Annotated in this window: 17 protein-coding genes; 9 read left to right on the forward strand and 8 right to left on the reverse strand. The window is 68.8% G+C overall.

Features of this window, described 5'->3' with window-relative positions; all coding sequences use genetic code 11:
- Positions 1-7 precede the first annotated feature (7 nt).
- Together sucD and A5758_RS02240 are read left to right on the forward strand one after the other, a co-directional pair.
- The gene (gene sucD / locus A5758_RS02235) at positions 8-910 is read left to right on the forward strand and encodes a succinate--CoA ligase subunit alpha (protein WP_067200182.1); all 903 of its coding nucleotides are present in this window, start codon (positions 8-10) and stop codon (positions 908-910) included.
- A gap of 114 nt (positions 911-1,024) precedes the next feature.
- A complete protein-coding gene (locus A5758_RS02240; protein WP_067735788.1) occupies positions 1,025-2,545 on the forward strand; it encodes an acetyl-CoA acetyltransferase in 1,521 nt (506 codons plus the stop codon).
- An 88-nt stretch (positions 2,546-2,633) separates the two neighbouring features.
- Here A5758_RS02240 and A5758_RS02245 read toward each other — a convergent pair whose 3' ends face one another.
- A complete protein-coding gene (locus A5758_RS02245) occupies positions 2,634-3,482 on the reverse strand; it encodes an LLM class F420-dependent oxidoreductase (protein WP_066957480.1) in 849 nt (282 codons plus the stop codon).
- A gap of 245 nt (positions 3,483-3,727) precedes the next feature.
- Here A5758_RS02245 and A5758_RS02250 point away from each other — a divergent pair, with 245 nt between their 5' ends.
- From A5758_RS02250 to A5758_RS02280, 7 genes are read left to right on the forward strand one after another with little or no spacing between them, the layout of a single operon-like run.
- On the forward strand, positions 3,728-4,612 hold the full coding sequence (locus A5758_RS02250) for a DUF5336 domain-containing protein (protein WP_067736149.1): 885 nt from the start codon (positions 3,728-3,730) through the stop codon (positions 4,610-4,612).
- Positions 4,613-4,651: 39 nt separating this feature from the next.
- Positions 4,652-6,022, forward strand: a complete 1,371-nt coding sequence (locus tag A5758_RS02255; RefSeq protein ID WP_082939537.1) for a DUF6350 family protein — start codon at positions 4,652-4,654, stop codon at positions 6,020-6,022.
- 21 nt (positions 6,023-6,043) lie between these two features.
- Positions 6,044-6,691: a phosphoribosylglycinamide formyltransferase gene (gene purN / locus A5758_RS02260; protein ID WP_067200190.1), complete on the forward strand. Its 648-nt coding sequence runs from the start codon at positions 6,044-6,046 to the stop codon at positions 6,689-6,691.
- A complete protein-coding gene (gene purH, locus A5758_RS02265; protein ID WP_067735794.1) occupies positions 6,688-8,280 on the forward strand; it encodes a bifunctional phosphoribosylaminoimidazolecarboxamide formyltransferase/IMP cyclohydrolase in 1,593 nt (530 codons plus the stop codon). The genes purN and purH overlap by 4 nt, the downstream gene beginning before the upstream one ends.
- 41 nt (positions 8,281-8,321) lie before the next feature.
- On the forward strand, positions 8,322-9,707 hold the full coding sequence (locus tag A5758_RS02270) for an ATP-binding protein (RefSeq protein ID WP_067735797.1): 1,386 nt from the start codon (positions 8,322-8,324) through the stop codon (positions 9,705-9,707).
- A complete protein-coding gene (locus A5758_RS02275; RefSeq protein WP_067735800.1) occupies positions 9,700-11,679 on the forward strand; it encodes a VWA domain-containing protein in 1,980 nt (659 codons plus the stop codon). The genes A5758_RS02270 and A5758_RS02275 overlap by 8 nt, the downstream gene beginning before the upstream one ends.
- 57 nt (positions 11,680-11,736) lie before the next feature.
- Positions 11,737-12,585, forward strand: coding sequence for an aldo/keto reductase (locus A5758_RS02280; protein WP_067735803.1), 849 nt, complete (start codon positions 11,737-11,739; stop codon positions 12,583-12,585).
- Between the two features lie 2 nt (positions 12,586-12,587).
- Here the strand turns inward: A5758_RS02280 and A5758_RS02285 are convergent, their stop codons facing one another.
- From A5758_RS02285 to A5758_RS02315, 7 genes are all read right to left on the reverse strand, one after another.
- Positions 12,588-13,190, reverse strand: a complete 603-nt coding sequence (locus tag A5758_RS02285) for a DUF1707 domain-containing protein (protein WP_067200208.1) — start codon at positions 13,188-13,190, stop codon at positions 12,588-12,590.
- 106 nt (positions 13,191-13,296) lie between these two features.
- Positions 13,297-14,076 carry an enoyl-CoA hydratase family protein gene (locus tag A5758_RS02290; protein ID WP_067735806.1) on the reverse strand — a complete coding sequence of 260 codons (780 nt, stop codon included), beginning with the start codon at positions 14,074-14,076 and terminating at the stop codon, positions 13,297-13,299.
- Positions 14,076-15,242 (reverse strand): acyl-CoA dehydrogenase family protein, encoded by a 1,167-nt coding sequence (locus tag A5758_RS02295; RefSeq protein WP_067735809.1) that lies wholly within the window; start codon positions 15,240-15,242, stop codon positions 14,076-14,078. The genes A5758_RS02290 and A5758_RS02295 overlap by 1 nt, the downstream gene beginning before the upstream one ends.
- Positions 15,243-17,219 carry a biotin carboxylase N-terminal domain-containing protein gene (locus A5758_RS02300; protein WP_067735812.1) on the reverse strand — a complete coding sequence of 659 codons (1,977 nt, stop codon included), beginning with the start codon at positions 17,217-17,219 and terminating at the stop codon, positions 15,243-15,245.
- Positions 17,220-17,224: 5 nt separating this feature from the next.
- Complete coding sequence (locus A5758_RS02305; protein WP_067735816.1) at positions 17,225-18,820, reverse strand: acyl-CoA carboxylase subunit beta; 1,596 nt, start codon at positions 18,818-18,820, stop codon at positions 17,225-17,227.
- Complete coding sequence (locus A5758_RS02310) at positions 18,817-19,965, reverse strand: acyl-CoA dehydrogenase family protein (RefSeq protein WP_067735819.1); 1,149 nt, start codon at positions 19,963-19,965, stop codon at positions 18,817-18,819. Before A5758_RS02310 ends, A5758_RS02305 begins: the two co-directional genes overlap by 4 nt.
- Positions 19,962-21,671, reverse strand: coding sequence for an acyclic terpene utilization AtuA family protein (locus A5758_RS02315; RefSeq protein ID WP_067735821.1), 1,710 nt, complete (start codon positions 21,669-21,671; stop codon positions 19,962-19,964). The genes A5758_RS02310 and A5758_RS02315 overlap by 4 nt, the downstream gene beginning before the upstream one ends.
- Positions 21,672-21,775: the final 104 nt, after the last annotated feature.

Consider the following 21,775-nt stretch of genomic DNA (forward strand, 5'->3'; position numbering starts at 1 on the left):
CCAAGCAATGTCGATCTTCCTGAACAAGGACTCGAAGGTCATCGTCCAGGGCATCACCGGCGGCGAGGGCACCAAGCACACCGCACTCATGCTCAAAGCCGGCACTCAGGTGGTGGGCGGGGTGAACGCCCGCAAGGCGGGCACCACCGTCTCGCACGTCGACCCCGTCGGCAAGGACGTCGAACTCCCGGTGTTCGGCACGGTCGCGGAAGCGATCAAGGAGACCGGCGCCAACGTGTCCGTCGTCTTCGTGCCGCCGAAATTCGCCAAGGACGCGATCATCGAGGCCATCGACGCCGAGATCCCGCTGCTGGTGGTCATCACCGAGGGAATTCCGGTGCAGGACACCGCATACGCGTGGGCCTACAACCTGGACAAGGGTCACAAGACGCGCATCATCGGGCCGAACTGCCCCGGCATCATCACCCCGGGCGAGGCGCTGGCGGGCATCACGCCCGCCAACATCAGCGGCCCCGGGCCCGTCGGGCTGGTCTCCAAGTCCGGCACCCTGACCTACCAAATGATGTACGAGCTGCGCGATTTCGGCTTCTCCACCTCGATCGGCATCGGCGGGGACCCGGTCATCGGCACCACCCACATCGACGCCATCGAGGCCTTCGAGAAGGACCCCGACACCAAGGTCATCGTGATGATCGGTGAGATCGGTGGCGACGCCGAGGAGCGCGCGGCCGACTACATCAAGGCCAACGTCTCCAAGCCGGTTGTCGGCTACGTCGCGGGATTCACTGCGCCGGAAGGCAAGACGATGGGCCACGCGGGCGCGATCGTGTCCGGCTCGTCGGGCACCGCGGCCGCCAAGAAGGAGGCCTTGGAGGCGGCCGGCGTCAAGGTGGGCAAGACGCCGTCGGAGACCGCGGCGCTGGCCAGGGAGATCCTGCAGAGCCTGTAGCGGTCGTGGTGATCGCGAGCGCGGCATAGCCGGGTGAAGCGGGTCGCCACCATCGAACCGCCGTGGCGACCCCCGATTAGGCCGGGAGACGGACCTGCGGTAGATAGTTGGTCTATGAATCTCGACCCGAACACCCCCGTCGTCGTCGGTGTGGGGCAGGCCGCCGAACGCATCGACGACCCGAACTACCGCGGGATGTCGCCGGTCGAGCTGGCCGCCGCTGCGGCCCGGGCCGCCGTCGGCGACTGCGGCGTCGAGGACGCCGCGTCGGCCATCGACACCGTGGCCGGCGTCCGGCAGTTCGAGATCTCCGGTGTCATCAACGCCCCGCTGGGACGGTCGAACAACTACCCGCGATCCGTGGCCAACCGCATCGGTGCGGCGCCCGCTCGCGCGATCCTCGAGATCGTCGGCGGCCAGGGGCCGCAGCGCCTGATCAGCGAGCTGGCGGCGGAGATCGCGGCGGGCCGCTCCCGGGTCGCGATGGTGTTCGGTTCGGATGCCACCTCGACGCTGCGCTACTTCGCGAAAGCCGAAGCCAAGCCCGACTTCACCGAGACGGTCGACGGGGACTTGGAAGACCGGGGCCAGGGCATCGAGAAGCTTGTCTCGCGCTACACCGTCATGCACGGGCTGACCAGCGCGCCGATCCAGTACGCGCTGCTGGAAAACGCACGGCGGGCCGGGACCGGCCTGGGCCCGGCGGAATACCGGCGGCGGATGGGCGAGCTGTTCGCGCCGTTCACCAAGATCGCCGCCAGCAATCCGTTCGCCGCCGCGCCGGTGGAGCGCACGGTCGACGAACTGATCACCGTGACCGACCGCAACCGGATGATCGCGGAGCCGTACCCGCGCCTGATGGTCGCCCGCGACCAGGTGAACCAGGGCGCGGCCGCGCTGCTGATGTCGGTCGACGCGGCGCGTCGTCTCGGGGTGCCCGAGGAGAACTGGGTGTACCTGCACGGCCACGCCGATATCGAGGAACAGGCGCTGCTCGAGCGGCCCGATCTCGGGCATGCGCCGTCGCACGTGCTGGCGGTGCGTGAGGCGCTGGCGATGGCCGGCATCGGCATCGACGACGTCGCCGCCTTCGATCTGTACAGCTGCTTTCCGGTGCCGGTGTTCAACATCTGCGACGGCATGGGCATCGCGCCCGACGATCCGCGCGGCCTGACCCTAACCGGCGGGCTGCCGTTCTTCGGAGGCGCGGGCAACAACTATTCGATGCATGCCGTCGCCGAGACCGTCGCGCAAATGCGAAGGGCACCAGGGGAATTCGGACTGGTGGGCGCCAACGGTGGCATCCTGAGCAAGTATTCGGTCGGCGTGTACTCCACCACCCCGGCGGAGTGGAAGCCCGACCGCAGCGCGCAGGCGCAGGCTCAGGTCGCCGACTGGCCGACCTTGTCGGTGACCGAGCACGCCGACGGCGCCGGCACCGTCGAGACCTACACGGTACGGCGCGACGATGGCCGCCCGACCGGGATCATCGTCGGCCGACTCGACGACGGCAGCCGGTTCCTGTCCACCACCGAGGACGACGACTTGATCGCGCTGCTGATCGACGGCGACCCACTCGGGAACTCGGTGCGGGTGCGCTCCTTCGACTACGGCAACCGCTGCACGCTGGCCTGAGGTTCGGATCCTTCCGCGACACTGAAACCACGCACACGACACGCCGCGGACGGCCGCCGTCGTTTACGTCTCGCCGTACGAAGGGGTCTCAGACGAGGGCGGCCAGCTTGCCGGCTAGCCGCTCGACGTAGGCGGCGATCTCGTCCTCGGGGCGGTCGGGGAGGCCGAACAGCACCTCGGTCACCCCGAGCTCGGCCCATTTGGCGAGCTTCTCGGGAATCGGCTTGAAGTCGAGCGCGACGATCTGCGGGGCGCCGTCGCGGCCGGCGGCCGCCCAGGTGTCCTGCAGTAACTTCACCGGTTCGTCGATGTCGAAGTCGCGCGGGGTGGTGATCCAGCCGTCGGCGCTGCGGGCGATCCACTTGAAGTTCTTCTCGTTACCGGCAGCCCCGACCAGCACGGGAATGTGCGGCTGCACGGGCTTGGGCCACGCCCAGCTCGGCCCGAACTTGACGAACTCGCCGTCGTAGGCCGCTTCCTCCTTGGTCCACAGCTCCCGCATGGCTTCGATGTATTCGCGCAGCATGGTGCGGCGCCTCGCGGGCGGCACGCCGTGATCGGCGAGCTCGTCGGTGTTCCACCCGAACCCGACGCCGAGGCTGACGCGTCCGCCGGACAAATGGTCGAGGGTGGCAATGCTTTTCGCCAGCGTGATCGGGTCGTGTTCGACGGGCAGCGCCACCGCGGTGGACAGCCGCACCCGTGACGTGACGGCGCACGCCGCGCCCAGGCTTACCCATGGGTCTAGCGTCCGCATGTAGCGGTCGTCGGGCAGCGACGCGTCGCCCGTCGTCGGGTGCGCCGCCTCGCGCTTGATCGGGATGTGGGTGTGTTCCGGCACGTAAAAGGTCGTGAAGCCGTGTTCGTCGGCAAGCTTCGCGGCCGACGCCGGAGAGATGCCACGGTCGCTGGTAAAAAGCACAAGCCCGTAATCCATGGAGAGAATTAGAACGTGTTCTACCTGCGCTGAGCAAGCTGCCGTCGTGGCGGCACGGATCGGCGCCCAAGCCGGTGGCCACGGCACCGGCGTTCCGAAGTGCGCTAGCGTGGTTGATCGATCGCGTCGCAACGCAACCGCCGGGCACGGCGTTTATGGAACGGCGCGCCCGCAAGCACAGCGTCGCGACGCAACTGTGGCGCCCGCAAAGGCACTTCAAGGCACTGGAAGCAACAGGAGGAGCCATGACCTACTCGCCCGGTAGCCCCGGATATCAGCCCGCATCACCCGGGGGCTCCTACTCAGGCGCCACGCCGTCGTTCACCAAGGACGACGACGGCACGACGAAGCTCCCGCTCTACCTGAACATCGCGGTGGTCGTGCTCGGCCTGGCGGTGTATCTGCTGAACTTCGGGCCGACGTTCACCATCGGCTCCGAGCTCGGCCCGGGCGTCGGCGGCCGGGCGGGTGACGCTGGTACAGCGGTCATCGTCGCGGTGCTGGCCACGCTGCTTGCGGGGCTGAGCCTGCTGCCCAAGGCCAAGAGCTACGCCGGAGTCGTCGCGGTCATCGCGGTCCTCGGTGCGCTGCTGGCCGTCACCGAGACGATCAACCTGCCGGCCGGCGTCGCGATCGGCTGGGCGATGTGGCCCCTGGTGGCGTGCAGCGTGCTCCAGGCGATCGCCGCTGTCGTGGTCGTCCTGCTGGAGGCGGGCGTCATCACGGCGCCGGCGCCGCGGCCCAAGTACGACCCCTACGCCCAGTACGGCCAATACGGCCAGTACGGGCAGTACGGGCAGCAGCCCTACTACGGTCAGCCTGGCCAGCAGCAGCCGCAGCACCCCGGATACGGGTCGCAGTACGGCGGTTATCCCGCCAGCCAGGCCCCGACCCAAAGCGCGGTTCCGACCGGCGGTTTCGGTGCCCAGCCGCAGTCCGGGCCCCAAGCGACCGCGCAACAAGGACCGTCCACGCCGCCCACCGGCTTCCCCAGCTTCAGTCCGCCGCCCGCGGCCGGCTCGGGCTCCGAGGGTTCGGCGCCCAACTACTCCAACCAGGGCGGGGGCCAGCAGCCGTACGGGCAGGAGCAGCAGCCGCCCTCGTCGCCGTCTGGTCCAGCGCCCTCCTAACCGTGCGCCCTCGCGCCTAGTCGGGACGTACGCCGCAGAGTGAAAAGGGTGTCGGAAGGCGCGGACAACCGGCCAGCGGGTGCTCGCCAGGCGCGTGACCTCGTCCGAGTCGCGTTCGGCCCGGCAGTGGTGGCCTTGGTCATCATCGCCGCGGTCACGCTGCTGCAGTTGTTGATCGCCAACAGCGACATGACCGGCGCGCTGGGCGCGACCGCCAGCATGTGGCTGGGCGTGCACCAGGTGCCGATCTCGATCGGCGGCCGCGAACTGGGCGTGATGCCGCTGCTGCCGGTGCTGCTCATGATCTGGGCGACCGCGCGCAGCACGGCGCGGGCGATCTCTCCGTATTCCTCATGGTTGGTCGTCCGCTGGGTGGTCGCGTCGGCGCTGGGCGGTCCCTTGCTGATCGCGGCGATCGCCCTGGCCGTCATCCACGACGCGTCGTCGGTGATCACCGAGCTGCAGACGCCCAGCGCTCTGCGCGCCTTCACCAGCGTGCTCGTCGTGCATGCCCTCGGCGCCGCGATCGGTGTGTGGTCCCGGGTGGGGAGAAGGGCGTTGGCGGCGTCGTCCCTGCCGTTTTGGCTCGGCGATGCCCTGCGCGCCGCGTCGGCCGGTGTCCTGGCGTTGCTCGGACTTTCCGGCTTGGTCACCGCGGCGTCGCTGGTGGTGCATTGGGCGACGATGCAAGACCTCTACGGGATCACCGATTCGATATTCGGACAGTTCAGCCTCACGGTGCTGTCAATGTTGTACGCGCCCAACGTCATCGTCGGCACCTCGGCGATGGCGGTCGGATCCAGCGCCCACCTCGGCTTCGCGACGTTCAGTTCGTTCACCGTCTTCGGCGGCGACATTCCGGCGCTGCCGATCCTGGCCGCCGCCCCCCACCCGCCGCTCGGGCCGGCGTGGGTCGCCCTGCTCATCATCGGCGCGTCGTCCGGGGTGGCGGTCGGGCAACAGTGCGCTCGTCGGGCGCTCCCGCTGATTCCGGCGACGGCCAAGCTTCTCGTCGCCTCCGTCGCGGGGGCGTTGGCGATGTCCCTGCTCGCATACGGCGGCAGCGGCCGGCTGGGAAACTTCGGTGATGTCGGCGTCGACCAGGGCGCCTTGCTCATCGGGGTGTTCTTCTGGTTCTCGGTCGTCGGCGGGATCACCCTGGTGATGAGCGGCGGCGTCCGGGCCCGGCCCCGGCGACCCAAGCCCGCGCCCGCCGCGGCCGAAGAACCGGCGGACTTTGCCGGAGCCTTCGACGAGGCGGACGACGAACCGCCGCCGGATCTCGCCGATCCCGACGAGTTCGCCGCGCACGACACGCTGGACAGCGACGACGAGGCGGTGGGCGACGACAGCGCGCCGCCCCCCGACGAAGCGCGGCCGACCGCGACCGACCGCGAGCCCGGCGAGTAGCTCCCACTAGGCTCTCTGCTTGTGGCCGAACCGCTCCATGTGCCCCCGAGCGCGCCGGCGCGGGTGGTGGTACTGGCATCGGGAACCGGATCGCTGCTGAGCTCCCTGCTCGACGCCGCCGTCGCCGACTACCCCGCCCGCGTGGTCGCGGTCGGCGCCGATCGCGAGTGCCTGGCCACCGAGATCGCCGCGAGGGCATCGCTGCCGACGTTCACCGCCCGGCTCGGCGATCACCCCGACCGCGCCGCCTGGGATGCGGCCGTCACCGAAGCCACCGCCGCGCACTCGCCCGATCTGGTGGTGTCGGCGGGCTTCATGAAAATACTTGGGCCCCAGTTCCTCTCGCGATTCTACGGCCGGATCATCAATACCCATCCGGCTTTGTTGCCGGCGTTTCCCGGCGCGCACGGCGTGGCCGATGCGTTGGCCTACGGCGTCAAGGTCACAGGTTGTACGGTGCACCTGGTGGACGCCGGGACGGACACCGGGCCGATCCTGGCGCAGCAATCCGTGCCGGTGCTCGACGGCGACACCGAAGACGCCCTGCATGAACGCATCAAGGTCACCGAACGGAAGCTCCTGGTGGACGTGGTGGCCGAGATCGCGACCGGCGGCCTGACCCTGGTCGGAAGAACAGCGACGATCGGACGAAAGGCGACCAAGCGATGAGCACCGACGAATGGCCGGAGACGGCGAAAAGGCCGATCCGGCGCGCGTTGATCAGCGTCTACGACAAGACCGGGCTCGTCGAACTCGCCACGGGGTTGGCGGACGCGGGCGTCGAGATCGTCTCGACCGGGTCGACGGCGAAGACCGTTGCCGAAAAAGGGATTCCGGTCACGCGGGTCGAGGAGCTGACCGGCTTCCCCGAGGTGCTCGACGGGCGGGTCAAGACGCTGCACCCGCGGGTACATGCCGGCCTGCTCGCCGATCTCCGCAAACCCGAGCACGCCGCGGCGCTCGAGAAACTTGGCGTTGCGGCGTTCGAACTCGTCGTGGTCAACCTGTACCCGTTCAGCGAGACCGTCGACTCCGGCGCCAGCATCGACGAATGCGTCGAGCAGATCGACATCGGTGGGCCGTCGATGGTCCGCGCGGCCGCAAAAAACCATCCCAGCGTGGCGGTGATCACCGACCCGCGCGGCTATGACGGCGTGCTCGCCGCCGTGCGACACGGCGGCTTCACCCTCGCCGAGCGCAAAAAGCTGGCGGCGCTGGCGTTTCAGCACACCGCCGAATACGACATCGCCGTGGCGGGCTGGATGGAGTCGACGCTGGCACCCGAGCACCCGCCGACGGCGTTCCCCAAGTGGCTGGGGCGCAGCTGGAACCGCTCGACGATGCTGCGCTACGGCGAGAACCCGCACCAGCAGGCGGCGCTCTACAGCGACCCCGCCGCCTGGCCGGGACTGGCGCAAGCCGAGCAGCTGCACGGAAAAGAGATGTCGTACAACAACTTCACCGACGCGGATGCGGCCTGGCGGGCCGCCTTTGACCACGAACAGATCTGCGTTGCAATCATCAAGCACGCCAACCCATGTGGGATCGCCATCTCGTCGGAATCGGTGGCCGACGCGCACCGCAAGGCCCACGAATGCGATCCGCTGAGCGCCTTCGGCGGCGTCATCGCGGCCAACACCGAAGTTAGTCTCGAGATGGCCGAGTATGTGAGCACCATCTTCACCGAGGTCATCATCGCGCCGGCGTACGCGCCGGAGGCTTTGGAAGCCTTGACGCGCAAGAAGAACATCCGGGTGCTGGTGGCATCCGAACCGCTGACCGGCGGCACCGAGCTGCGGCCGATCAGCGGTGGGCTGCTGGTGCAGCAACGTGACGAGCTCGACGCGCACGGTGACAACCCGGCGAATTGGACTCTGGCGACGGGATCACCCGCCGATCCCGCCACGCTGACCGACCTGGTCTTCGCGTGGCGGGCGTGCCGGGCGGTCAAGTCGAACGCCATCGTGATCGCCGGCGGCGGCGCGACCATCGGCGTCGGCATGGGACAGGTGAACCGGGTGGACGCCGCCCGGCTGGCCGTCGAGCGCGGCGGCGATCGAGTCAGAGCTGTCGGCGGCGCCGTGGCCGCATCGGACGCGTTCTTTCCGTTCCCCGACGGACTCGAGACGCTGACCGCCGCCGGGGTGAAAGCGATCGTGCACCCCGGTGGGTCGGTGCGTGACGACGAGGTGACCGCGGCGGCGGCCAGCGCCGGCGTCACGTTGTACCTCACCGGGGCTCGGCACTTCGCTCACTGAACGCTCAGCGCGTGGGGCCATTACCCACCGCGTAGCGTGGAGTGGTGCCATCACCCAGCAATCTGCCCCGCACCGTCGGCGAACTGCGTGCCGCCGGCCATCGTGAACGGGGAGTCAAACAGGAAATCCGGGAAAACCTGCTGACCGCGTTGGCGGAGGGCGATGAGGTCTGGCCGGGAATCCTGGGTTTTGAGGACACCGTCCTACCCCAACTGGAGCGGGCGCTCATCGCCGGGCACGACTTCGTCCTGCTCGGCGAACGTGGTCAGGGCAAGACCAGGCTCCTGCGCGCGCTGACCGGGCTGCTTGACGAGTGGACGCCAGTGATCGCGGGGGCGGAACTGGGCGAGCATCCCTATTCGCCGATCACGCCGGAGTCGATCCGCAAGGCCGCCACCCTGGGCGACGACCTGCCGATCGAGTGGAAGCACCGCAGCGAGCGCTACACCGAGAAGCTGGCAACCCCCGACACCAGCGTCGCGGATCTCGTCGGTGACATCGACCCGATCAAGGTTGCGGAGGGCCGCAGCCTCGGGGACCCGGAAACCATCGCCTACGGCCTGATCCCCCGCGCACACCGCGGCATCGTCGCGGTCAACGAGCTTCCCGACCTCGCCGAGCGCATCCAGGTGTCGATGCTCAACGTGATGGAGGAGCGCGACATTCAGGTCCGTGGCTACACGCTGCGCCTGCCGCTGGACGTATTGGTGGTCGCCAGCGCCAACCCCGAGGACTACACCAACCGCGGCCGCATCATCACCCCGCTCAAAGACCGGTTCGGTGCGGAGATCCGCACCCACTACCCGCTGGAACTCGAGGCGGAGGTGGGCGTGATCGTGCAGGAGGCGCACCTGTCCGCGCAGGTGCCCGACTACCTGATGCAGGTGATCGCCCGGTTCGCCCGGTACCTGCGGGAGTCCAACTCCGTCGACCAACGCTCCGGGGTGTCGGCGCGGTTCGCGATCGCCGCGGCCGAAACTGTCGCGGCCGCCGCCCGGCACCGCGGCGCGATGCTGGGGGAGACCGATCCGGTGGCCCGGGTGGTCGACCTGGGCACGGTGATCGACGTCCTGCGCGGCAAGCTGGAATTCGAGTCCGGCGAGGAAGGCCGCGAGCAGGCCGTGCTCGAACACCTGCTGCGCCGCGCGACGGCCGACACCGCATCGCGGGTGCTCGGCGGGATCGACGTCGGATCTTTGGTGTCGGCGGTCGAGGGCGGCTCGGCGGTCACGACGGGTGAGCGGGTGTCGGCCAAGGACGTGCTGGCCGCGGTTCCGGCCCTGCCGGTGGTGGAGAAGATCGCCGCCAAGGTCAACGCCCAGTCGGAGGGAGAGCGCGCCGCGGCGCTCGAACTCGCGCTGGAGGCCTTGTACCTGGCCAAGCGGATCGACAAGGTATCCGGGGAGGGCCAAACCGTCTATGGCTAGAGGCCATTCGTCGCGATACTCGGCGTACACCGGCGGGCCGGACCCGCTGGCCCCGCCGGTGGATCTGCGCGAGGCCCTCGAGCAGATCGGGCAGGACGTCATGGCCGGCACGTCGCCGCGCCGCGCGCTGTCCGAGTTGCTGCGCCGCGGCACCAAGGACATGCCCGGCGCCGACCGGTTGGCGGCCGAGGCGAACCGGCGCCGACGGGAACTGTTGCGCCGCAACAATTTAGACGGCACGTTGCAGGAGATCAAGAAGCTGCTCGACGAGGCCGTGCTCGCCGAACGCAAAGAACTGGCCCGCGCACTCGACGACGACGCCCGATTCGGCGAACTGCAGCTCGACGCCCTGCCGGCGTCGCCGGCCAAGGCCGTTCAGGAGCTCTCCGACTACAACTGGCGCAGCAACGAGGCCCGCGAGAAGTACGACCAGATCAAGGATCTCCTCGGCCGCGAGATGCTGGATCAGCGGTTCGCCGGCATGAAGGAGGCGCTCCAGGGCGCCACCGACGAGGACCGCCAGCGCGTCAACGAAATGCTGAACGACCTCAACGAGCTGCTGGACAAGCATGCCCGCGGTGAGGACAGCCAGCAGGACTTTGAAGAATTCATGGACAAGCACGGCGAGTTCTTCCCGGAGAACCCGCGCAATGTCGACGAGCTGTTGGACTCCCTGGCCAAGCGCGCCGCCGCCGCGCAACGCTTCCGCAACAGCCTGAGCCCGGACCAGCGTGCTGAGTTGGATGCCTTGGCGCAGCAGGCATTCGGGTCACCCTCGCTGATGCAGGCGCTGAACCGGCTGGACGCGCATCTGCAGGCAGCTCGGCCGGGGGAGGACTGGACAGGGTCCGAACAGTTCTCCGGCGACAACCCCTTCGGGATGGGCGAGGGCACCCAGGCGCTGGCCGACATCGCCGAGCTCGAGCAGCTGGCCGAGCAGCTCTCGCAAAGCTATCCGGGCGCCACGATGGACGACGTCGATCTCGACGCGCTGGCACGCCAACTCGGCGACCAGGCCGCCGTCGACGCCCGCACGCTCGCCGAATTGGAGCGCGCACTAGTCAATCAGGGATTCCTGGACCGGGGTTCCGACGGACAGTGGCGCCTCTCGCCGAAGGCGATGCGCAGGCTCGGCGAGACGGCGCTACGCGATGTGGCGCAACAGCTTTCCGGCCGGCGCGGGGAGCGCGACCATCGGCGCGCGGGAGCGGCCGGCGAACTCACCGGCGCCACCCGGCCGTGGCAGTTCGGCGACACCGAGCCGTGGAACATTTCCCGCACGCTGACCAATGCCGTACTGCGGCAGGCGGGAACGGCCACGCCGGACGGCGCCGTCGGACAGCTGAAGATCACCGTCGACGACGTCGAGGTCTCCGAGACCGAGACGCGCACGCGGGCGGCGGTGGCGCTGCTGGTCGACACCTCGTTCTCCATGGTGATGGAGAACCGTTGGCTGCCGATGAAGCAGACGGCGCTGGCCCTCAACCATCTCGTGTGCACCCGGTTTCGCTCGGATGCCTTGCAAATCATCGCGTTTGGCCGCTACGCCCGGACGGTGACCGCGGCCGAGCTCACCGGTCTCGAGGGCGTCTATGAGCAGGGCACCAACCTGCATCACGCCCTGGCGCTGGCCGGCCGTCACCTACGGCGGCATCCCAACGCGCAGCCCGTCGTGCTGGTGGTGACCGATGGTGAGCCCACCGCACACCTGGAGGACTTCGACGGCGACGGCTCGACCGTCTTCTTCGACTACCCCCCGCACCCGCGGACCATCGCCCACACCGTGCGCGGGTTCGACGAAATGGCCCGCCTCGGCGCGCAGATCACCATCTTCCGGCTGGGCAGCGACCCCGGGCTGGCCCGGTTCATCGACCAGGTCGCCCGGCGCGTCGAGGGGCGTGTCGTGGTGCCCGATCTCGACGGCCTGGGCGCGGCCGTGGTGGGCGATTACCTCCGGTCCCGCCGCCGCTAGCCCCCAACGGATAGCTGCTCACTCGACCGGGTACACGGAGCGAGAAGGAGGAGATGCATGAGCAAGGTTCCAACGATCGAACTCAATGATGGTGTCGGCATTCCGCAGCTGGGCTTCGGCGTGTTTCAGATCAAGCCCGACGAGACCGCTGCGGCGGTCAAGACGGCGCTCGACATCGGCTACCGGCACATCGACACCGCCGAAATGTACGGCAACGAAAAGGAAGTTGGACAAGGCATCCGCGACGCCGGTCTCGACCGCGGCGACGTGTTCGTCACCAGCAAGCTCAACAACGGATTTCACAAACCCGACGACGCGCGCCGCGCCTTCGACCGAACGCTGAAGGCGCTGGACTCCGACTACGTCGACCTGTTCCTCATCCACTGGCCGCTGCCCACCCTCTACGACGGCGACTTCGTCTCGACCTGGAAGGTGTTCGAAGAGTTCGCCCGCGACGGGCGCGCCCACAGCATCGGCGTCTCGAATTTCCAAGTCGCACACCTGGCGCGGCTCGCCACCGAAACCGACACCGTGCCGTCGGTCAACCAGATCGAGCTTCACCCGTACTTCGGGAACAAAGAGGTCCGCGCGTATGGGCGCGAGCATGGCATCGCCACCGAGGCGTGGGCACCGATCGCGCAGGGCAAGGTGCTCGACGATCCGGTGATCAACCGCATCGCCGAGGCGCGGGGCAAATCGGCGGCGCAGGTGGTGCTGCGCTGGCACATTCAGCGCGGCGACATCGTCTTCCCCAAGTCGGTGACCCCGGAACGGGTCAAAGAGAACTTCCAGCTCTTCGACTTCGAGTTGGATGATTCCGACATGGACGCGATCTCAGCCCTGGACAAGGGTGAAGCGGGTAGGAACGGGCCCAACCCCGATAAGTTCGACTACGTGCCCGGCTGACGCTAGCCGCGAGGCCTGCGGGCCTTGCGAATGATGCCGACGGCACCCCACAGGGAGAAGCCGCGGATGTTCACCTTCGGTGCGCCGGGGGTGCCCTGGCCGAGGACGCTGCGGTCGAAGTTGCCCATGACGCCGCGGCCGTGAATCTCGACGTTGACTTCGGGCGGCAGCAAAATCTTTGTCGCCCCCATGATCGACATCGCATGGATGTCGACCTCGGTCGAGGTGAAGTCGGCGTAGCGCAGATCCACCACGCCGTTGCCCCACAACGCGAAGGTGGTCAGCTTCTTGGGCACGTTCCACCGGCCCCGCCGCTCGAAGCCGCTCAACAGGGCCAGCAGCAGAGTGGACGGCGCCGGGTTGGGCTTGCCGCCCCGGCGCGGGTTGATCGGCGAACCCGGCAGATCGGCCCGGAGCTGGTCCAGCTCCTCGTACGTGGTCGCCGCATAGGCCCTGGTCAACCGGTCTTCGTAGTCCTTCATCTGCAGCCGGCCCTGCTCGGCCGCGTACGCCAGCAACTGTGCGAGCTGGATGCGATCAGTGTCGGCAGCGCGCGACGATTCGTCGCGCGTGTCCTTCGCATCGCGTTGCGCAGAGTTGCTCATCACCCACGAGCCTACGACGTCCGGCTATTGCCGCAAGAGGATTGGTCAAACTGCAACCTTGCCCCGCGCCGGCCGGTTCGGCCGGCGGCGTTTGTTTGACACCTGGCTAACTCGTCCAGCTCGGGGCGCGCTTCTGCAGAAACGCCATCATGCCCTCGCGGGCTTCGTCGGATACGAAAAGCCGGGCCGATTCCTCGGCGAGCCGCTCGGCGTCGCGGTCGAACCCTTCCAGTACCGCCGCCGTGGTCAGCGCCTTGGACGCCGCCAGCCCCTGGGGCGAACCGCGGCCCACATCGGCGAGCAGCTTCGCCACCGCGGCATCGACGTCCTCGGCCGCCATGGTGATCAGCCCGATGTCCGCCGCTATGCCGGCGTCGAATGTCTCGCCGGTCAGGTAGTAGCGCGCCGCGGCCCGCGGCGACAGTTTCGGCAGCAGCGTCAGCGAGATGATCGCCGGTGCGACGCCGATCCGGGCCTCGGTCAGGGCGAAGGTGCTGCGGGGGCCCGCGACGGCGATGTCGCAGGCACCGACCAAGCCGAACCCGCCCGCGCGCACGTGTCCGTCGATGGCGGCGATCACCGGCAGCGGCGAGGAGACAATGGCCTTCAGCAGCGTGGTCATCTCCCGGGCGCGCGCCACCGCCATGTCGAAGGGGTCGCCCCCGGCGGCCTCGCTCAAATCGGCACCGGCGCAGAACGTGCCGCCGGTGTGACCGAGCACCACCGCTCGCACCGCCGGATCCGCCTGCGCCTCGCGCAGGCCCTGGTGCAGTTGGGTGACCAACGCGGTCGAGAGCGCGTTGCGGTTGTGGGGCGAGTTCAGCGTCAGCCGCGCGAACGGGCCGCCGGTATCGGCGGGCCCTGCGTATTCGACCAGCGTTTCCATCAGTAGCTTCGGGGCAGGCCCAGCGACGTCTGCGCCACGAAGTTGAGCACCATTTCCCGGCTCACCGGGGCGATCCGCCCGAGCCGGGCCGAGGCGAGCATGGCGGCGACACCGTACTCCTTGGTCAACCCGTTGCCGCCCATCGACTGCACCGCCTGGTCGACCGAACGGGTAGCCGCCTCGGCCGCAGCGTATTTAGCCATGTTGGCGGCCTCGGCCGCGCCCGCGTCATCGCCGCTGTCGTAGAGGGCGGCGGCCTTCTGCATCATCAACTTGGCCAGCTGCACCTCGATGTGGCACTGGGCCAACGGGTGCGAGAGCCCTTGGTGCGCACCGATCGGCGTGCCCCAAACCTGGCGGGTCTTGACGTAGTCGGCGGCCCTGTCGAGGGCGAACCGTCCCATCCCGACCGAGCTGGCGGCGCCCATGATTCGCTCGGGGTTCAGGCCGGCGAAGAGCTGCGCGATCGCCGCGTCCTCGGAACCGACCAGCGCGTCGGCCGGCAGCCGGACGTCGTCGAGGAAGACCTGGAACTGCCGCTCGGGGCTGATCAGCTCCATTTCGATTGGCGTATACGAGAATCCGGGGGCATCGGTGGGCACCACAAACAGTGCCGGCCGCAGCTTGCCGGTCTTGGCCTCCTCGGTGCGGCCGACCACCAGGACCGCCTGCGCCTGGTCGATACCGGAGATGTACACCTTCTGGCCCTTGAGGATCCAGTCGCCGCCATCGCGCCGGGCGGTGGTGGTGATCTTGTGCGAATTGGAGCCGGCGTCCGGCTCGGTGATCGCGAAGGCCATGGTCAGGGTTCCGTCGGCGATGCCGGGAATCCAGCGCTTCTTCTGTTCTTCGGTGCCGAACTTGCTGATGATGGTGCCGTTGATCGCCGGCGACACGACCATCAGCAGCAACGCGCTGCCCGCCGCCGCCATTTCCTCCATCACCAGTGACAGCTCGTACATGCCGGCGCCGCCACCGCCGTATTCCTCGGGCAGGTTCACCCCGAGGAAGCCGAGCTTGCCCGCCTCCGACCACAATTCGTCGGTGTGCTCGTGCGCGCGCGCCTTCTTGAGGTAGTACTCGCTGCCGTAGTTGGCGGCCCATGCGGCGACCGACTTACGCAGGGCCTGCCGCTCCTCGCTCTCGATGAAGCTGGTGTCGGTCATTTACGAATCTCCTTCTGCTTGGGGCGCTTCCACCCTTGCCAGGACGGCGCCCACCTCGACTTGCTGACCGGTATCGACGTTGAGCTCGGCGAGCACTCCGTCGGAGGGTGCGGTGATGGTGTGTTCCATCTTCATCGCCTCCAGCCAGATCAGTGGCTGCCCGGCGGTGACGGTGTCGCCGACCGCTGCGGCGAGGCGGATGACGTTGCCGGGCATGGGCGCTACCAGGGAACCCTTTTCGACGGTCGAACCCGGCTCCGGGAACCGCGGCAGCGCGACCAGGTGAACGGGGCCGCGCGCCGAGTCGACGTAAACGTCGTCACCGTATCGCGCGACCGCGAAGGTGTGCGCCACCCCGTCGTCCGCGAGGGTGACCCGATCCGCCGCGGCGGAAACCAGCTGCACCGCCGCGTCATTCGGCAGTGTCAATCCGGTTCTGGTGAACCGGTATTCGACGTTTTGCTCGGTGTCACTGTCGTCGCGATAGGTCTTGACCTGATAGCCGGACGTCAGGTTTCGCCAGCCGCTGGGGACGGCTCCGAGGACGCGCGCCGCCGCGCGATTATGGGCCGCCTCGGCCAGCGCGGCGGCGATCGCGGACAGCCGGACGACCGCGGCGTCGGCCAGCGGCGCCGATAGCTTGTCCAGGCCGTGCGTGTCGAAAAACGCTGTGTCGGTGGCACCCTCGAGGAATGCGGGGTGCCGCAGCACGTTGACCAGCAGCTCACGGTTGGTGCGCACGCCATGCAGGCCGGCGCGGGCCAGCGCGTCGGCGAGCACCAGCGCCGCCTGCCGGCGGGTCGGGGCGTAGGAGATGACCTTGGCCAGCATCGGGTCGTAGTGGATCGACACCGTGAAACCGTCGAGGATGCCCGAATCGAGGCGGATTCCGGTCCGGTGGCCGAGTGAGGCGAACTCGGTCCGAACCGCCGGTACGTCGATCCTGTGCATCACGCCGGCCTGGGGTTGCCAGCCGCGTGCCGGGTCCTCGGCGTAGAGCCGGGCCTCGATCGAATGCCCCTGGGCGGCGGGGGGTTCGGCATCGAGCCGGCCGCCCTCGGCGATCATGAGCTGCAGTTCGACGAGGTCGAGCCCGGTGGTCTCCTCGGTCACCGGATGCTCGACCTGCAGCCTGGTGTTCATCTCCAGGAAGTAGAACTCTCCGTCGTCGTCGGCGAGGAACTCCACCGTCCCGGCGCCGGTGTAACCGATCGCGCTCGCCGCCAGCCGCGCCGCTTCGAACAGCTTGGCCCGCATGCCCGGGGTGCGCTCCACCAGCGGCGAGGGGGCCTCCTCGATGACCTTCTGATGCCGGCGCTGAATCGAGCATTCCCGTTCCCCGACGGCCCAGACGGTGCCGTGGGTGTCGGCCATGACCTGAACCTCGATGTGATGCCCGGTCGGCAGGTAGCGCTCGCAGAAGACGGTCGGGTCACCGAACGCCGACTGCGCCTCGCGCCGGGCCGCCTCGACTTCGCCGGCGAGAGAGGACAATTCGCGGACCACCCGCATCCCGCGGCCGCCGCCGCCCGCGGATGCCTTGACCAGGACGGGCAGCTGCGCCTCGGTGACCGCGTCGGGGTCGAGTTCGTCGAGCACCGGAACCCCGGCGGCGGCCATCAGTTTCTTGGCCTCGATCTTGGAACCCATCGCCCGTACCGCGTCCACCGGCGGCCCGACCCACGTCAGGCCAGCGCCCTGCACGGCGGCGGCGAAATCGGCGTTCTCCGAGAGGAACCCGTAGCCGGGATGCACCGCGTCGGCACCCGCCGCGCGGGCCGCGGCGATGATCGCCTCGGCGTTCAGATAGTCGTTGGTCTTGGACAACCGCACCTGCGCGTCGGCCTCGGCCACGTGCGGCGAGGCGGCGTCGGGGTCGGTGTAGACGGCGACCGTGCCCAGGCCCAGTCGGCGGCAGGTGGCGAACACCCGCCGGGCGATCTCGCCTCGGTTGGTGACCAGCACTCGAGTGACCATGGGACTCACATCCGGAAGACGCCGAAGTTCGACGTCCCCTCGATCGGGCCATTGGCGATGGCGGACAAACACATTCCCAGCACCGTGCGGGTGTCGCGCGGGTCGATCACGCCGTCGTCGTAAAGCATTCCGGACAACACCAGCGGCAGTGACTCGGCCTCGATCTGCCCTTCGACCGCCGCGCGCATCGCGGCGTCTGCTTCCTCGTCGACCTGCTGGCCGCGGGCCTCGGCGGCGGCGCGGGCCACGATGGACAAGACGCCCGCAAGCTGGGCGCCACCCATCACCGCCGATTTGGCGCTGGGCCACGCGAACAGGAACCGGGGGTCGTAAGCCCGGCCGCACATGCCGTAATGGCCGGCGCCATAGGAGGCGCCGATCAACAGCGAGATGTGCGGGACGGTTGAGTTGGAGACGGCGTTGATCATCATCGATCCGTGCTTGATCATCCCGCCTTCTTCGTAGTCCTTGCCCACCATGTAGCCGGTGGTGTTGTGCAGGAACAACAGTGGAGTGTTCGAGCGGTTGGCCAGCTGAATGAACTGGGTGGCCTTTTGCGATTCCTCGCTGAACAGGACCCCGCGCGCGTTGGCCAGGATACCCAACGGGTAGCCGTGCAGCCGGGCCCATCCCGTCACCAGCGACGAGCCGTACATGGCCTTGAATTCATCGAATTCCGAGCCATCCACGATGCGGGCGATCACCTCGCGCGGGTCGAACGGGACGCGCAGGTCCGCGGGCACGATGCCGATGAGCTCCTCGGCGTCGAACAGCGGCTCGGTCACAGGCCCCGGTGCCGGACCCTGCTTGACCCAGTTCAGCCGGGCCACGATGCGGCGGCCGATGCGGATCGCATCGAGCTCGTCGGCGGCGAAGTAGTCGGCCAAACCCGAGATGCGGGCGTGCATTTCGGCACCGCCCAGCGACTCGTCGTCGGATTCTTCGCCGGTGGCCATCTTCACCAGCGGGGGACCGGCGAGGAACACCTTCGAACGTTCCTTGATCATCACGACGTGATCGGACATGCCCGGAATGTAGGCGCCACCGGCGGTGGAGTTGCCGAAAACCAGGGCGATTGTAGGGATCCCGGCCGCCGACAGGCGGGTCAAGTCCCGGAACATCTGCCCGCCGGGAATGAAGATTTCTTTCTGGGTGGGCAGGTCCGCCCCGCCGGATTCCACCAGCGAAATGACGGGCAGCCGGTTCTCGAATGCGATCTGGTTGGCCCGCAGTATCTTTTTCAGGGTCCATGGGTTGCTGGTGCCGCCCTTGACCGTCGGGTCGTTGGCGACGATCAGGCATTCCACACCGGAGACCACGCCTATCCCGGTGACCGTGCTGGCGCCGACTGTGAACGCGCTGCCCCACGCGGCTAGCGGGCTGAGCTCCAGGAACGGGGAGTCGGGGTCGACGAGCAGCTCGATGCGTTCCCGCGCGGTCAGCTTGCCGCGGGCGTGGTGGCGCTCGACGTACTTGGGGCCGCCGCCCGCAAGCGCTTTGGCGAGTTCGGCGTCGATCTCCTCGAGCCTGGAGGTTGCCGTCGACGCCGCGTCGGCGTAGGCGGGGGAGTTGGGATCGAGCGTGGACTGGAGGCTCGTCATGACTGGAATCCCAGGGTCTTGGCTGCAAGTGAGGTCAGGATTTCGGTCGTCCCGCCGCCGATGCCCAGGATCCGCATGTCCCGGTACTGGCGTTCGACTTCGGATTCGGCCATGTAGCCCATGCCGCCGAACAGCTGGACGGCCTGGTTGGCCACCCATTCGCCGGCCTCGACGGCGGTGTTCTTGGCAAAACACACCTCGGCGATCAGGTTGGTCTCGCCGGCCAGCTGACGCTCGACCACGTGGTGAGAGTAGACCCGGGCGACGTCGATGCGCCGGGCCATCTCGGCCAGCGTGTTCTGCACCGATTGCCGCGAGATCAGCGGGCGGCCGAAGGTCTCCCGGTCGCGGCACCACTGCAGCGTCAGGTCCAGGCACCGCTGTGCGCTCGAATAGGCCTGTGCGGCAAGGCCGATGCGCTCGGCGACGAACGCCTGCGCGATCTGCAGAAATCCGCTGTTCTCGACGCCGACCAGGTTGGCCGCCGGCACCCGCGCGTCGACGAAGGACAGCTCGGCGGTGTCCGAGGACCGCCAGCCCATCTTGGCCAGCTTGCGGCTCACCTCGAAACCCGGTGTGCCCTTCTCGATCACGAGCAACGAAACACCGGCCGCGCCGGCGCCGCCGGTGCGCACCGCGGTGACGACATAGTCGGCGCGGACGCCCGAGGTGATGTAGGTCTTGGCCCCGTTGACCACATAATGGTCCCCGTCGAGCACCGCCGAGGTTCGTAGGTGCCCGACGTCCGAGCCGCCGCCGGGCTCGGTGATGGCGAGCGCGCCGATCTTGTCGCCCGCCAACGTCGGCCGCACGAACTCCTCGATCAGCCGCTGATCGCCGGAGGCGATCATGTGCGGCACCGCGATGCCGCAGGTGAACAACGAGGCGAAGACTCCACCCGGAGCGCCGGCCTGATGCACCTCTTCGCAGATGATCACCGCGTCCGCGCCGTCACCACCGCCGCCGCCGACCGCCTCGGGGAAGCCCGCGCCCAGCAGGCCGGCCGCCCCGGCGCGCCGGTGCAAGTCGCGCGGCAACTCGCCGATACGCTCCCACTCGTCGGCGTGTGGCAGGATCTCGCGTTCGGTGAAGGAGCGCACCGTCTTTCGCAACTGTTCGCGCTCGGGCGTCGTCCACAGATTCATAGCAGCCTTTCGGGGATGTCGACATGCCGGCCGCGCAGCCATTCGCCCAGCCCTTTGGCCTGCGGATCGAAACGGGCCTGATATGCAACGCCCTGGCCCAGGATGCCGTCGATGACGAAGTTGACCGCGCGCAGGTTCGGCAGCACGTGGCGGGTGACCTCGAACTCCGCCGCTTCGGGCAGCAGCTCCTTGAGCAGCTCGACGGTCAGCGTGTTGGCCAGCCAGCGCCACTGGTCGTCGGTGCGGACCCAGACTCCGACGTTGGCCGAGCCGCCCTTGTCGCCGCTGCGGGCCCCGGCGATGCGGCCAAGCGGCGCCCTGCGCACCGGCCCGGCGGCAAGCGGCTCGGGCAACGCCGGGGCATCGGCGGGTGCCAACTCCAAAGTGTCGGTGGCGCAGGGGATGTCGGTGCGGGTGCCGTCGGCGTGCACCGCGACGTGCGGCACCTCGTTGGCGTCGACGTAGCCGGCGGTGAACACGCCGTAGACCTGGCCGTCGCCGGGTGGGGCGGTCACGTGAAAACCGGGATAGCTGGCGAGCGCCAATTCGACGGCGGCCGAGGAGAACTGGCGCCCGACGTTCGCGGGATCGGGGTCGCGGACCACGCAGTGCAGGAGCGCGCTGGCGGCTTCCTCGGTGTCGGCGTCGGTGTGGTCGGTGCGGGCGAGCGACCACTGCAGCTCGGCGGGCTTGACGGTCAGCGCGGCCTCGAGCTGCCGGCGCACCAGGTCGGCCTTGGCCTCGATGTCCAGGCCGGTCAGCACGAAGGTCATGGAGTTGCGGAATCCGCCGATGCTGTTCAGCGACACCTTGTAGGTGGGCGGCGGCGGTTCGCCGAGCACGCCGCTGATGCGCACCCGGTCGGGGCCTTCGGCGGACAGCTCCACGGTGTCCATCCGGGCGGTGACGTCGGGGTTGGCGTAGCGCGCGCCGGTGATCTCGTAGAGCAGCTGCGCGGTGACGGTGTCGACGCTGACCAGCCCGCCGGTGCCGGGGTGCTTGGTGATCACCGACGAGCCGTCGGCGTGGACCTCGGCCAGCGGGAAGCCGGCGTGGGTCAGGTCGGGCACCTCCGTGAAGAAGGAGTAGTTGCCGCCGGCGGCCTGCACGCCGCACTCGATGACGTGGCCGGCGACCACGGCGCCGGCGAGCCGGTCGTAGTCGGTGCGGCCCCAGCCGAAGTGCGCGGCGGCGGCCCCGACGATCACCGAGGCGTCGGTCACCCGTCCGGTGACGACCACGTCGGCGCCCTCACCCAGGCAGTCGACGATGCCCCAGGCGCCCAGGTAGGCGTTCGCGGTCAGGGGTGTGCCCAGCCCCAGGTCCGCGGCGCGCGCCAGCAGGTCGTCGCCTTCGACGTGGGCGACCCTCGCCGGGATGCCGAGGCGCTCGGCCAGGGCGCGTATCGCGTCCGCCAGCCCGGCCGGGTTGAGGCCGCCGGCGTTGGCAACGATGCGGACGCCCCGGTCACGGGCCTCGCCCAGGCAGTCCTCGAGTTGGGTCAGGAACGTCTTGGCGTAGCCGCGCTCGGGATGCTTCATGCGGTCGCGGCCCAGGATCAGCATGGTCAGTTCGGCCAGGTAGTCGCCGGTGAGATAGTCCACGTCACCGCCGGTGAGCATCTCGCGCATCGCCGACAGCCGGTCGCCGTAGAACCCGGAGCAGTTCGCGATCCGGACAGCGTTGGGGCCAGGAGCAGAGGCCATGCAGTCCTCCAATCTGCGTTTCACCGGTGAGCGCAAACCAACCAACCAACCGGTAGGTTAGCGGGTCGCGCCGGTGTCACGTCAAGGACGCCCACTCGGCCCCG

The sequence above is a fragment of the Mycobacterium sp. 852014-50255_SCH5639931 genome (genome assembly GCF_001665605.1).
Classification (GTDB): domain Bacteria; phylum Actinomycetota; class Actinomycetes; order Mycobacteriales; family Mycobacteriaceae; genus Mycobacterium; species Mycobacterium paraffinicum.